The 12853-nt window shown below is 74.0% G+C and carries 13 protein-coding genes; 11 read left to right on the top strand and 2 right to left on the bottom strand.

The window, feature by feature from the left end; all coding sequences use genetic code 11:
* Window positions 1-5: 5 nt before the first annotated feature.
* Window positions 6-368 carry a nuclear transport factor 2 family protein gene (locus ABZ809_RS17170; RefSeq protein WP_357563480.1) on the bottom strand — a complete coding sequence of 121 codons (363 nt, stop codon included), beginning with the start codon at window positions 366-368 and terminating at the stop codon, window positions 6-8.
* Between the two features lie 458 nt (window positions 369-826).
* Between ABZ809_RS17170 and ABZ809_RS17165 the strand changes: the two genes are divergently transcribed.
* From ABZ809_RS17165 to ABZ809_RS17135, 7 genes are all read left to right on the top strand, one after another.
* Window positions 827-1648 (top strand): DUF4097 family beta strand repeat-containing protein, encoded by an 822-nt coding sequence (locus tag ABZ809_RS17165; RefSeq protein ID WP_357563479.1) that lies wholly within the window; start codon window positions 827-829, stop codon window positions 1646-1648.
* Window positions 1645-2325, top strand: coding sequence for a PadR family transcriptional regulator (locus ABZ809_RS17160; protein ID WP_357563478.1), 681 nt, complete (start codon window positions 1645-1647; stop codon window positions 2323-2325). The genes ABZ809_RS17165 and ABZ809_RS17160 overlap by 4 nt, the downstream gene beginning before the upstream one ends.
* A 75-nt stretch (window positions 2326-2400) precedes the next feature.
* On the top strand, window positions 2401-3102 hold the full coding sequence (locus tag ABZ809_RS17155; protein ID WP_357563477.1) for a response regulator transcription factor: 702 nt from the start codon (window positions 2401-2403) through the stop codon (window positions 3100-3102).
* Window positions 3099-4658 (top strand): HAMP domain-containing sensor histidine kinase, encoded by a 1560-nt coding sequence (locus tag ABZ809_RS17150; RefSeq protein WP_357563476.1) that lies wholly within the window; start codon window positions 3099-3101, stop codon window positions 4656-4658. Before ABZ809_RS17155 ends, ABZ809_RS17150 begins: the two co-directional genes overlap by 4 nt.
* Before the next feature lie 62 nt (window positions 4659-4720).
* Entirely contained in the window at window positions 4721-6514 is a 1794-nt protein-coding gene (locus tag ABZ809_RS17145) for a trypsin-like peptidase domain-containing protein (RefSeq protein ID WP_357563475.1), read from the top strand.
* Between the two features lie 174 nt (window positions 6515-6688).
* The gene (locus ABZ809_RS17140; RefSeq protein ID WP_357563474.1) at window positions 6689-7360 is read left to right on the top strand and encodes a BON domain-containing protein; all 672 of its coding nucleotides are present in this window, start codon (window positions 6689-6691) and stop codon (window positions 7358-7360) included.
* A 106-nt stretch (window positions 7361-7466) separates the two neighbouring features.
* Entirely contained in the window at window positions 7467-8519 is a 1053-nt protein-coding gene (locus tag ABZ809_RS17135) for a glycosyltransferase family 4 protein (protein WP_357563625.1), read from the top strand.
* A gap of 8 nt (window positions 8520-8527) precedes the next feature.
* Here the strand turns inward: ABZ809_RS17135 and ABZ809_RS17130 are convergent, their stop codons facing one another.
* Complete coding sequence (locus ABZ809_RS17130) at window positions 8528-10048, bottom strand: protein kinase (RefSeq protein WP_357563473.1); 1521 nt, start codon at window positions 10046-10048, stop codon at window positions 8528-8530.
* A gap of 271 nt (window positions 10049-10319) precedes the next feature.
* On the opposite strand from ABZ809_RS17130, the gene ABZ809_RS17125 reads away from it, so the two are divergent.
* From ABZ809_RS17125 to ABZ809_RS17110, 4 genes are all read left to right on the top strand, one after another.
* The gene (locus ABZ809_RS17125; protein WP_357563472.1) at window positions 10320-11153 is read left to right on the top strand and encodes a patatin-like phospholipase family protein; all 834 of its coding nucleotides are present in this window, start codon (window positions 10320-10322) and stop codon (window positions 11151-11153) included.
* The gene (locus ABZ809_RS17120; protein WP_357563471.1) at window positions 11153-12169 is read left to right on the top strand and encodes a 1-acyl-sn-glycerol-3-phosphate acyltransferase; all 1017 of its coding nucleotides are present in this window, start codon (window positions 11153-11155) and stop codon (window positions 12167-12169) included. Before ABZ809_RS17125 ends, ABZ809_RS17120 begins: the two co-directional genes overlap by 1 nt.
* A 9-nt stretch (window positions 12170-12178) precedes the next feature.
* Window positions 12179-12499: a divalent-cation tolerance protein CutA gene (gene cutA, locus ABZ809_RS17115; RefSeq protein WP_357563470.1), complete on the top strand. Its 321-nt coding sequence runs from the start codon at window positions 12179-12181 to the stop codon at window positions 12497-12499.
* 47 nt (window positions 12500-12546) lie between these two features.
* Window positions 12547-12853 (top strand): hypothetical protein (locus tag ABZ809_RS17110; protein WP_357563469.1); only part of this gene is annotated, 307 nt, incomplete at its 3' end.

Here is a 12853-nt window from a genome sequence, read left to right as displayed (position 1 = left end):
GAACCTCAGTCTCGGATCTCCATCTCCGCCACCAGACCGTTCGCGAAGCGGTAGACGTGCGTGACGGTGTGATCCGCCAGCACGGTGCCGGCCTTGTCCCGTACCACCTGGTGCACGGTGACAGCGATGCGGCCGTCCGGCTCGGTGTGGAAGGCGGTCGGCGTGACCGACGGGTCGAGTTGGCTCCACTGCCGTTTCCAGTAGGCGCTCACCTCGTCATGGCCGTGAACGACACCGCCCTCCCAGCCGTTCGGCCACACGACATCCGCTGTCATGGCGGTGAGCACCGTGGGAACGTCGCGGCGGTTGAACGCGGCATAGAGACGGGTGAGCTGGCCATGCACCGCGACCGATCCGGCCGAGTCCATCCCCCAAGCCTGGCCTGAGGATCCATCCCAGGGAAAGCCCACTCCGCCCCGGGCAGAACCCCCCGCCTCCCCTGGACTGCGTTGATCATGGCGTTAGCGGCGGCAATTCAGATCCACTTCGCCGCTAACCTCATGATCAACGCGGTCCAGGGACGTGTGACTGTTCGCCCCGCGTGCCTCGCTCTTTGCCCCCGCGATCTTGCACTTTGTGCCCGGTCATCTCGGTCTAACGGGACAAATTGGGGGCACGTGGTGCAAGATCGCGTGGTCGTCGGGTGTCGGGGGCGTCGGCTCGGCTCGTCGGGTCCGGGGTGGGCGGGGTGGGGCGGGCGGGGGTTTGTAGGCGTGCGGGCGAGAGGCGCGTTCGGCGGGCCGGTCTTGCTGTGTCGCGATGTATCGCGTTATGGTCCTGTCAGTCGACGCGCTGACGAGGGGCGGCGTCGTGGAGGGAGGACCGGATGACCGACTGGACCGTGCAAGCCCCGCAGCAGATCACGCTGGACGGGCCGGTCACCCGACTCGACGTCCACCTGCTCAGCGGCCGGCTCAACGTGGTGGCCACCGACGGCCCCGCCCGGGTCGACATCACCCGGGTCACGCGCCGGCCGGTCCTGGTGGAGCACCGCGACGGCCGGCTCTCCGTACGCCAGCAGCGGCGCTGGCGGCTGTCGGAGTTCGTCGTGGCGCTGGGCCGACTGCCCAGGGTCGACGTCTCCCTCGCGGTCCCCGCCGAGGTGCTGGCCGAGCTGGCGCTGGTCGACGGCTCGCTCGTCGCGTCGGGCCTGCGCGGCCAGACCCGGGCGGAGGTGACCCACGGCCAGATCACCCTGATGGGGCTGCGTGGCCGGACGAGGGCGAAGATCACGGCGGGTCCGGTCGAGGCGCTGGGCGTGGCCGGCGAACTCGACCTGGAGACGGTCTCGGGCGAGGTGATCGTCGCCGACAGCAGGGCCGGGCAGGTCCGCGCCGAGACGGTCTCCGGGGCGATCACCTGCGACCTGGGGAATCCGCGGTGCAGCGACATCCGGCTCAGCACGATCTCCGGCGGCATCACCGTCCGGGTCCGGGCCGACAGCGACCTGGCCGTCCGCCTGCACACCACGTCCGGCCGGATCACCAGCGGCTTCCCCCAGGTGCGCGGCAGCGCCGTGCCGGGGGCGGGTGTCGACAGCGAGGGGGTGCTCGGGGCGGGTGCCGGTAAGCTCTCCGCGTCCGCCACGTCGGGCAGCATCGCGCTGCTCGCCCGTCCGGTGGGCGACGACGAGGAGGAGCTGCCGTGACCGCCGTGTTCAGCCACGGGCGGCTCCGGCTCTACCTGCTCAAACTCCTCGACGACGGCCCGAAGCACGGCTACGAGCTGATCCGCCTGCTGGAGGAGCGCTTCCTCGGCCTCTACGCGCCCAGCGCCGGCACCATCTATCCCCGGTTGCAGCGGCTGGAGGCCGACGGGCTGGTCACCCACACCGCCGCCGGCGGCCGCAAGGTCTACGAGATCACCGAGGCGGGGCGTGCCGAGCTGCGGCAGCGGGCCGGCGAGCTGACAACCCTGGAGTCGGACATCGCCGCCTCCGTGCAGGACCTGTCCGCCCTGGCCGGGGAGATCCAGAACGAGGTACGCGGCTCGGTCCGCGACCTGAAGCGGGAGCTGCGCGAGGCGGCGCGGCAGACCCGGCGTACCCGATGGGCGCCTCCCGGCTTCGGTCCGACGCCCGCGCCCGCCCCCGGCCCCAGCCCGTCGCCCCCCTTCGGCCCGCCGCCCGCCGCCGGTCCGTCGTCGGCGCCTGGCCCGTCGTCCGCGTCCGCCTCGACGCTCGCGGAGTTCGACAAGCGGCTGGCCGCCTTCGCCGTCGAGGTGGGCGCGCTGGTACGGGCCCGCCGGCTCAGCGACTCGCAGCTGCGTACCGCGATCCGGCTGCTCGACGGCGCGCTCGACGGCCTGCGTCGACTGCTGCGCTGAGTTCGACAGGCGCCTCACAGGCTTTTTCCAGCGAGCGCCCAGCGCGGACGCAGCGAGAACACGGATGATGGCGGCATGGCCGCTACCCAGACCGAGGCGCGACTGCTCGTCGTCGAGGACGATCCCAACATCCTCGAACTGCTCTCCGCGAGCCTACGCTTCGCGGGCTTCGACGTGGCGACCGCGACAAGCGGCAGTGCCGCCCTGCACGCCGCCAAGGACCACCGGCCCGATCTGGTGGTGCTCGACGTGATGCTGCCCGACCTGGACGGCTTCGAGGTCATCCGGCTGCTGCGCGAGGGCGGCACCCGTACGCCGGTCGTCTTCCTGACCGCGCGGGACGCCACCGACGACAAGATCCGCGGCCTCACCCTGGGCGGGGACGACTACGTCACCAAGCCGTTCAGCCTGGAGGAGCTGACCGCCCGGATCCGGGCGGTGCTGCGGCGCACCAGCAGCGGCGAGCAGGCCCCCTCCCGGCTCACCTTCGCCGACCTGGAGCTGGACGAGGAGACCCACGAGGTGCACCGGGCCGGCCAGCGGGTGCAGCTCTCGCCGACCGAGTTCAAGCTGCTGCGCTACTTGATGCTGAACGCCAACCGGGTGCTCTCCAAGGCGCAGATCCTCGACCACGTCTGGAACTACGACTTCCGGGGCGACGACAACATCGTCGAGTCCTACATCTCCTACCTGCGCCGCAAGGTGGACAACACCCAGCCCCGGCTGATCCACACGCTGCGTGGCGTCGGCTACGTCCTGCGCAAGCCGGCGGCGTGAAGCCGCTCGACCAGGGGAAGGCGCAGCTGCGCGGAGTTCCGCTCCGGGTCAAGCTGGTGGCCGCCGTCCTCGCCCTGGTCGCCGCCGCCCTTCTGGTGATCAGCTCGCTGACCGCCGTCTTCCTCCGCGGCTACCTCATCGAAAAGGTCGACGGAGAACTGCACGGCACGACCAGCTCGGTCGAAGCGCTCGTGAACCTGTACCGGCAGGGCAGAACGGGTCAGACCATGCTGCCGACCGACTTCATGGTCGTCCTGGCAGACCGGAGCGGGGTGGGCCAGCCCATCTACGACGACCGCAACCTACGGCTCGAACAGCTGCCGCAGCTGCCGGCCACCCGCGAGGAGTTCGCCGCGATGACCGGCGAACCGCGCACGGTCGACGCTGCCGACCACCGGACCCGCTGGCGGATCCTCTACACCGAGCTGAAGGGCGGCGAGGTCGTGGCCGTCGGCCAGCACCTCACCGACGTCGACCTGGCCGTCAGGCGGCTGGTCTGGATAGACCTTCTGTTCGGCGGGGCCGTGCTGGTCCTGCTCGCCTCCATCGGCGCGGCGATCGTCCGGACCAGCCTGAAGCCGTTGGTGGAGATCGAGCGTACGGCCGCCGCCATCGCCGGGGGCGACCTCACCCGGCGGGTCCCCGACCCCGAGGAGGGGCAATCGGTGCCGACCTCGGAGCTGGGTCGGCTCTCCCGGGCGCTGAACGCCATGCTGAACCAGATCGAGGTCGCCTTCACCGCGCGGGCGGCCTCGGAGCTGGCCGCTCGGTCCGCCGAGGCCGCCGCCCGGGACGCGGCGGGCGCGGCCCAGGCCTCCGAGGCGCGGGCCCGGCGTTCGGAAGAGCGGATGCGCCAGTTCGTCGCGGACGCCTCGCACGAGCTGCGGACCCCGCTGACCACCATCCGGGGCTTCTCCGAGCTGTACCGGCAGGGCGCGGCGCGCGCGCCGGAGCAGACCGCCGACCTGCTGCGCCGGATCGAGCAGGAGGCGGCCCGGATGGGGCTGCTGGTGGAGGACCTGCTGCTGCTGGCCCGGCTGGACCGGGAACGACCGCTGTCGCTCGCCCCGGTGGAGCTGCCCGTGCTGGCCAGCGAGGCGGTCGAGGCCGCCCGGGCAGTGGCGCCGGAACGCCGGATCGAGTTGGAGGTCGTCCCCGGGTCCGGTCCGCTGGTGGTCTACGGCGACGACGCCCGGCTGCGCCAGGTGATCGGCAACCTGATGACCAACGCCGTCACGCACACCCCGCCGGACGCCTCGGTGACCCTGCGGCTGCGGGCCGAGCCGGGCAACCTGGCCGTGGTCGAGGTGGCGGACACCGGTCCCGGGCTCACCCCCGAGCAGGCGGAGCGGGTCTTCGAGCGCTTCTACCGGGTGGACGCGGCGCGTACCCGGCGGGCCGGCGGCAACACCGGCACCGGGCTCGGCCTGGCCATCGTCGCGGCGCTGGTGCGTGCCCACCACGGCACGGTCGAGGCGGTCGAGACCCCCGGCGGAGGCGCGACCTTCCGGGTCCGGCTGCCGCTGGTGCCGGACGCCGACGGGGACGGCGAGTGACTTTCAGCGAACATTCAGGCTCGTTCCAGGCGGATCGCAGTGCCACGCGTCAGGGTGGAGGCATGACCGAGTACGAGTCCGACCCGCAGCGCCGGCCGGCCCACCCCGACGCCGAGCCGTCGCACCCCACCGCCGAGCTGCCGCGCGCCGAGCGCGTGCAGTCCGACTCCGCCCCGGTGGTCGGCGACGCCGCCCCGGCCACCGGCGACCCCACCCCGCCGGCCGGCCCCTTCGCCCCGTTCGCGGCCGGGCCCCCGGTCGGCGGCGATGTCGCCCGTACCGCCGAGCTGGGCCACGCCGCCGCCACGCCCGGCGCCGACGGCCCCCACGCCGCCCCGGAGCCGGCCCGCGCGACCGAGACCGCTGCCGAGCCGGCCCGCGCTGCCGAGCAGGCTGCCGGGCCCGCCCGTCCGGCCGAGACCGCTGCCGAGCCGGCCCGGCCGGCCGAGAGCGCCCCGGACGCGGGTCGCGGTGCCGACGGCACGGCCACCCCGCCGGGCCCCTTCGCGCCCGCCCCGGCCGCGCCGCGGTACCCGGTCCCCGGTCAGCCCCAGCCCGGCTACCCGCACCCGCTCAACCAGCCCGGTCACCCGCAGGTCGCCGGCCAGCCCGGTCACCCGCAGGTCGCCGGTCAGCCCGGCCACCCGCAGGCGCAGGCCGCCGGGTACCCCGGTGCGCCCTGGTACGGCCAGCAGTCCGGCTGGAGCGGCGGGGGCCAGCCGGGACAGCCGTACGGCCAGCAGCCGCACCTGCCGGGCCAGCCGTTGCCGCCCTGGGCGACGACCGCGCAGGCGTCGGGCCCCCGGCCCGGCCGGATCGCCAAGTTCGTCGGTGCCGGTGTCGCGGTCTTCGCGCTGATGCTCGGTTCGGGCGTCACCGGCGGGGCGCTCGCCCTCGCCCTCGGTGGTGAGGGCGGTGTCACCCGCACCTACTCCGCCGCGCCGGTCATCAACAGCGCCGACCTGCCCCGGATCGCCGCCGCCGTGCAGCCGAGCGTCGTCTCGATCGGCACGGACAACGGCGAGGGCTCCGGTGTGATCCTCACCGCCAACGGCTTCGTGCTCACCAACAACCACGTGGTCGCCTCCGCCACCGACGGCAAGGCGGTGGTGACCTTCGCCGACGGCAAGACCGCCCAGGCCGAGGTCGTCGGCACCGACCCGAAGACCGACCTGGCGGTGGTCAAGGCCAACGGTGTCAGCGGCCTCAAGGCCGCCACCTTCGGCGACAGCGACGCGATGCAGGTCGGCGACCAGGTGCTCGCCCTCGGCAGCCCGCTGGGCCTCCAGGGCTCGGTCACCGCCGGCATCCTCAGCGCCCGGGACCGCACCATCCAGGCCGGCAGTGGCCAGCAGCGGCAGGAGCAGAACCAGGGGGCCACCTCGATCGCCGGGCTGCTCCAGACCGACGCGCCGATCAACCCGGGCAACTCCGGCGGTGCCCTGGTCAACACCAGGGGCGAGGTGATCGGCATCAACACCGCGATCGCCACCGCCGGGCAGGGCGGCAGCGGCAACATCGGCGTCGGCTTCGCGATCCCCAGCAACAAGGCCAAGGACGTGGCCGGCAAGCTCCAGCGGGGCGAGAAGGTCAGCCACCCCACGCTCGGCGTCAGCGTGACCCCCGCCGAGGGCGGCGGGGCCCTGGTCGCCGCCGTCACCCCCGGCAGCGCCGCCGAGAAGGCCGGCTTGCAGCGGGGCGACGTGGTCACCCGGTTCGGGGACAAGGTGGTCAACGACTCGGACGACCTGGTCGGTGCCGTGCAGGCCGGCAAGGTCGGCGACCGGGTCGAGGTGACCTACAAGCGCAACGGAAGCGAATCCACCGCAACCGTGACGCTCGCCGAGGCGTCGTAACCGGTACCCGAAGACATTCCTCCTCCCTCCGGCGGCGGGTGGCGGGGCCAAGGGGGTTGGCTCCGTCACCCGCCGCTCCTCGTGACGGCGGTTCACCCGATCAGGGTGAGCCGCCGTCACCCTTCGTGCCGGCACCGTCGGTGGCAGGACCCGGCGAGGCGTACGGAGGGTGCGATGACCACGGCAGCGGCGGCCCGGACCGACGAGCGGATCCAGCGGGACGTGCTCGACGAACTGGCCTGGGACGCCCAGGTGCAGCCGAACGAGATCGGGGTGACCGTCCACGACGGCGTGGTGACCCTGACCGGGTGGGTGGACGGCTACCCGCGCAAGTGGGCGGCGCAACGCTGCGCGCAGCGCGTACGGGGGGTGCGGGCGGTCGCCGACGACGTCGAGGTGCGGCTGCCCGGCGAGGCGGGGCGTACGGACGCCGAGATCGCGATCGCGGCGGGCCGGGCGTTGGAGTGGGACAGCTTCGTCCCCGCCGAGCGGCTGGACGTCACCGTGGCCAACGGCTGGGTGATGCTCCGTGGCGAGGTGGAGTTCGGCTGGCAGCGGCGTACCGCCGAGCGTGAGTTGCGCCGGCTGCGCGGCGTACGCGGGGTGACCAACCTGGTGGAGGTGCGGCCGGCGGCCGGTCCGGACGCCGAGCGGACCCGGCGCGACCTTCAGCGGGCGTTGCGGCGCGGGATCGGCACGGAGCGGGTGGTTGTCGAGGTGGACGGGGACACGGTGGTGCTCACCGGCGTCGTCCGCTCGTGGTGGGAACGGGACGAGGCGGAGCGGACGGCCTGGTCCGCCGAGGGGGTGCGGGCGGTGCGGGACCGGCTCCTCGTGGGCGGTTGACGACCGGGTTGTCCGATCGCCCCACAGCAACGACCGACGGGGAGGAAGCGTGGTCGTGAACGACCTGCGGACCGACCGATCGGCGGAGCGGCCGTTGCGGATCGCGATGCTGATCCCGCCGTGGCTGTCGATGCCGCCACCCGGCTACGGCGGACTGGAACATGTGGTGACCGCCCTGGTGGACGCCCTGGTCGACCGGGGCCACGCGGTGACCGTGTTCGGGGCGGGCCGGGAACACGGGACCACCGCCGCGTTCGTCTCCACCGTGCCCGAGTTGCAGTACGAACGGCTCGGTGAGGCGCTGCCCGAGCTGGCCCACCTGGCCCGGGTCAACCATCGGGTGCGCGCGGCCGACTTCGACGTCGTCCACGACCACACCACCATCGGCCCGCTGATCGCCGGCCACCGGGCCGTGCCCACCGTCGCAACCGTGCACGGCAACCCGGTCGGCGAGTACGGCGACGTGCTCAGCGAGACCGACCGGGGCGTGGGGCTGGTGGCCATCTCCCACGCGCAGCGCCGGCTCAACCCGGGCCTGCCCTGGGTCGGCACCGTGCACAACGCGATGGACGTCGGGGGTATCCCGCACAAGACCGCACCCGGGCGGGGGCCCGTGCTCTGGCTGGCCCGGTTCAGCCCGGACAAGGGCCCGGACGTCGCCATCCGGGCGTGCCGGGCGGCCGGGTTGCCGCTGGTGCTGGCCGGCAAGTGCAACGAGCCGGCCGAGCACCGCTACTACGACCAGGTCGTCCGGCCCATGCTCGGCGAGGACGTCCGCGTGGTGCTCGACGCGGACCGGACCGAGGCGCTGCGGCTGCTGGTCGACGCCCGGTGCCTGATCATGCCGATCCAGTGGGAGGAACCGTTCGGCATGGTGATGGTGGAGGCGATGGCGACCGGTACGCCGGTGGTGGCGCTGAACCGGGGTGCGGTGCCCGAACTCGTCCAGCCCGGGACGACGGGCCTGATCTGCGAGCGCATCGACGAGCTGCCGGGGGCGCTGCGTGCGGCGACCGGCCTCGACCCGGCGGCCTGCGTCGCGCACGTGGCGGAGAACTTCTCCACGGCGCAGATGGCCACCGGCTACGAGGAGGTGTACCGCCGCTTCGTTGCGGAGACGGCCCTGCGCGCCGAGCGGGAGCGAGTCCTGACGCGCTGAGCCGCTGGTCAGAGCCGTGCGGCTGCCAGCTCGGCGATCGCGTTGTCCAGGCGGCGGGCGTACTCGTCGGTGATGGCGCCCTCGCCGCGCCGGATCGCGACCTTCTCGCGGAGCCGGGCGATCCGTTCGCCCAGGTCGCCCGAGCGGGCGCGGGCCGCCGCGGTCAGGTTGCGCACCTCGTTGCGGAAGTCGAGGCCGACGTCGGCACGGATCCCTCCGTCGTCGAGGCCGGCACCGATCAGCCCGTCGAGCCGGTTGGCCGCCTCGATGAGGTCGCCGCGGGCCGGGGTCGGCGTCCGGGGCCGTTGCGGCGCGACGGGCGGGGCGGAGGGCCCGGCCGTCGCCGGAGGCGGCGAGGCGCTGGCCGTCGCGGTGGGGGAGGGCGCCGGATCGGTGGGCCCCGTGGTGGGCATCGACCGGGGCGGCGTGGTCTCCTCCTGCCGGATCGCCGGCACGGCCAGCGCCACCCCGACGACCAGCACCACCGGCACGATCAGCAACGGCCGTGCCCGCCGCCGGCGGCGCTCCCGGGCCAGGCGGGCGCTGCGGGACTCGGGCCCCGGCCCGCCCTCGGGCGATCCCTCCGCCGGCTCAGGGGCAGCGGCCCGGGGATCCGGCGCCGGGGCGTCCTGTGCGGGCGGAAGCGTCGGGAGGGTGACCGTCGGCGCGAGCATCGTGGCGGCCTGCGGGTCGGCGGGCAGCATCTGGTCGCGCAGGATCGTGGCGACCTGGCGGGCGGTGGGCCGCTCCAGCGGGTCCCGGGCCAGGCAGCGCAGGCAGGTCCGGGCCACCTCCGGAGGCAGGCCCGGCAGGTCGACCAGCGGAGGCGGGCCGTCGTCGGCGAGTGCCTCGCTGAGCTGCTCCCAGGTGTCCGCCGGGTACGGGACCCGCCCGGTCAACGCCTCGTAGAGCAGCACGCCGAGGGAGTAGACGTCGGTGGCCGGCTGTGCGGGTGCCCCGTCGAGCCGTTCGGGCGCCACGTACGCGGGGGTGCCGAAGGTGCCGCCGTCCTCGTCCTCGTCCGGTGCGCCGACCCGGGTGGCGATGCCGAAGTCGAGCACCTTGACCCCCGCCCGGGTCATCATCACGTTGGCCGGGGTGATGTCCCGGTGCACGATGCCGAGCCGGTGCGCGGCGGCGAGCGCGTCGGCGACCTGGGCGCCGATCTCGACCGCCTCGGCCCACGGCAGCGGCCCCTCGGTGAGCCGGAACTCCAGCTCCTCCCCGGCCAGCAGCTCCATCACCACGAACGAGGTGATCGACCCGTCGGGGGCCACCGTCTCGCCGTAGTCGTGCACGGAGGTGACGTGCGGGTGGACGAGCTGCGCGGCGGCCCGGGCCTCCTCGCGCACCATGTCGCGGAAGCGCGCGTCGGCGGCGAGCGACGGGGCGAGCACCTTGAGCGCCACGATCCGGTCGAGCACCTCGTCCCGGGCCCGCCAGATCACCGACATGCCGCCGGCGCCGATCTGGTCGACGAGCCGGTACCGGCGGGCCAGCAAGCGGCCGGGGTGCAGTGCTGGCTTCACGGGATCGCACCTGCCTCGCGCTGTGGGAGCGGTATCAGGTTGCGCGAATGTGTCCAGCCTGTCAACGGCCGGCTTCGGTCCGGGAACGGACCGGTCGCGGGTGGGGTGCCGGACCGCCGTGGATACCCCGGACGATCCGCGGCAAAGTCCTGAGAGGCACCAAAAACACGTGATGTTCCAGAAGGGACCGGTCCGGTGCGACCGGTGCCGGTCGACGCTGGTCGGGGCCGGCACCGGAGGGCCCCTTTCCGGCCCGTGCCAGGATGAACCCATGGTGCGGGGACCGGTGGCGTTCGTGCTCGGGGGCGGGGGAGTCCTCGGCGCGGTCGAGGTGGGCATGCTGCGGGCGCTGTTCCGGGCCGGCATCCGACCCGACATGGTGCTCGGCACGTCGATCGGGGCGGTCAACGGCGCGCTGGTCGCCGCCCAGCCGTCCGAGGCGGTCACCGACCGGCTGGTCCGGCTCTGGGCCTCCCCGGAGGCGAGCGAGGTGTACGGCGACTCGGTGGCCCGTCAGCTGCGTCGGTTCGCCGCCCGTACCCACCTGCACTCGCCCCGCCCGCTGCGCAAGCTGCTGGAGGCCGAGCTGGGTGCGGAGACCACCTTCGCCGACCTCCAGGTGCCGTTCCGCTGCTGCGCGGCCAACATCGAGCGGGCGGCCGAGCACTGGTTCGACAGCGGCCCGCTGGTGCCGGCCGTGCTCGCCTCCGCGTCGGTGCCGGGGCTGCTGCCGCCGGCCCGGATCGGCGACCAGCACTACGTCGACGGCGGAATCGTGAACTCCATCCCGATCGGCGAGGCGGTCGCCGTGGGCGCCACGCGGATCTTCGTACTCCAGGTGGGGCGGATCGAGCGGGAGCTGAGCCCGCCCCGGCGGCCGTGGGAGATCGCCCAGGTCGCGTTCGAGATCGCCCGGCGGCACAGGTTCGCCCGGGAGATGGCGGCCCTGCCCGACGAGGTGGAGGTGCACGTGCTGCCCACCGGCGGGCTGGAGCCGCGCGACGACACACCCTGGGCGTACCGGGACATGGCGGCGGTGGGGCGGCGGATCAGCCGCGCCTACACGGCCTCCCGGCGCTACCTGGCGACACAGGTGGAAGGCTGATGCCCCTGCCACCGCGGTGGGTGCGCCGGTTGCTCCTGGCCCCCGGCGTGGTGCTGCTCGCCTTCTTCATGGTGACGACCCTGCCGGTCTGGGCGTTCCTCGCGGCGGCCGTCTCGCCGCTGGTCCCGGGGCGGCTACGGCCGCTGCGCCTGTTCTGGATCGGCTGCGTCTACCTGGTCTGGGATGCGGCGGCACTGCTGGCGCTCTTCCTGCTCTGGGTCGCCTCCGGCTTCGGCTGGCGGGTCCGGTCGCCGGCCTTCCAGCGGGCGCACTACGTGCTCGCCGGCTGGTTCCTGCGGGTCCTCTTCTGGCAGGCCCGCTGGGCGCTGCACCTGAGCATCGACGTGGTGGGCACCGACCCCGACACCGCCCTGCCCGGCCGGCCGGAGCTGGTGCTCTGCCGGCACGCCGGCCCGGGCGACTCGTTCATCCTGATCCACGCCCTGGTCAACTGGTTCAACCGGGAGCCACGGATCGTGCTGAAGGACAGCCTCCAGTGGGATCCGGCGGTCGACGTGCTGCTCAACCGGCTGCCGAACCGCTTCCTCGCGCCCGGCCCCGACGGTCGGGGGTCGGTGACCGAGCAGATCGGGCACCTGGCCGAGGGCCTGGACGACGACGACGCCTTCGTGATCTTCCCGGAGGGTGGCAACTTCACCCCCGGCCGCCGGCTGCGGGCCATCGACCGGCTGCGCGGCCTCGGCTTGGAGCGGATGGCGCGCCGCGCGGAGCGGATGCGGCACGTGCTCGCCCCGCAGCCCGGCGGGCTGCTCGCGGCGCTGGACGCCGCGCCCGACGCGGGCGTGATCTTCGTGGCGCACACCGGGCTGGACAGGATGCTCACCGTCGCCGACGTGTGGCGGGAACTGCCGATGGACAAGCGGATCGTGATGCGCTTCTGGTCGGTGCCGCCGGAGGAGGTGCCGGCCGGCAAGCAGGAGCGGATCGACTGGCTTTTCGACTGGTGGGCGCGGATCGACGAGTGGATCGCGGCCAATCGGGACGGCGCCGCGTAGGGTGCCTTCGTGGACCAGATCTGCGTGGTGACGACGGTGGTGGACGCCCGCTCGGTCGCCGACGTGATGGCGGCCGCCGCCGTCGCGGGTCGGCTCGCGGCCTGCGCACAGGTGGGCGGCCAGGTGGACAGCACCTACTGGTGGCGTTCCGGGGTGGAGACCAGCACCGAGTGGTCGGTGCAGTTCAAGACCGCGCCGGACCGGGCCGCCGCGCTGGTGGACCAGATCCGGGCCAGCCACCCGTACGAGGTGCCGGAGATCCTGGTGGCCCGGGTGGACAGCGGCAACCCCGGCTACGCCACGTGGGTGCACGAGCACACCCGGCCCTGAGTACGGGCACTCTGTTTCGCTGATCTCCCGCCGACCATGATGGCCGGGTGCAGAACACCGGTTACCCCTGCCCCGCCTGCGGCGCACCGGCCGATCTCGCCTCCGGCTGTACGGGCTGTGGCCGGCCGCCGCACCCGGCCGCGGCCGAGGTGGTCCGACTCGACCGGGAGATCGTCGCGCTCGGCGGCGAGGTGGAGCGGGCCCGAACGGCGTACCAGGGGCTCGTCGACCGGCTGGCCGGCACCCGGCAGCGCCGGGCGGCGCTGGCCGCGGCGGTCCGGGCGGAGTTCCCCGTGGCCCGCCCGGCGATCCCCACGGCTTCGCCGGCCCGCCCGGCGCCGCCGCTGACCCGGC

Source organism: Micromonospora sp. NPDC047074 (assembly GCF_040643815.1).
GTDB lineage: Bacteria > Actinomycetota > Actinomycetes > Mycobacteriales > Micromonosporaceae > Micromonospora.
The sequence above is the reverse complement of the archived record's forward strand: the minus strand, read 5'-3'. Positions and strand labels throughout refer to the sequence as shown.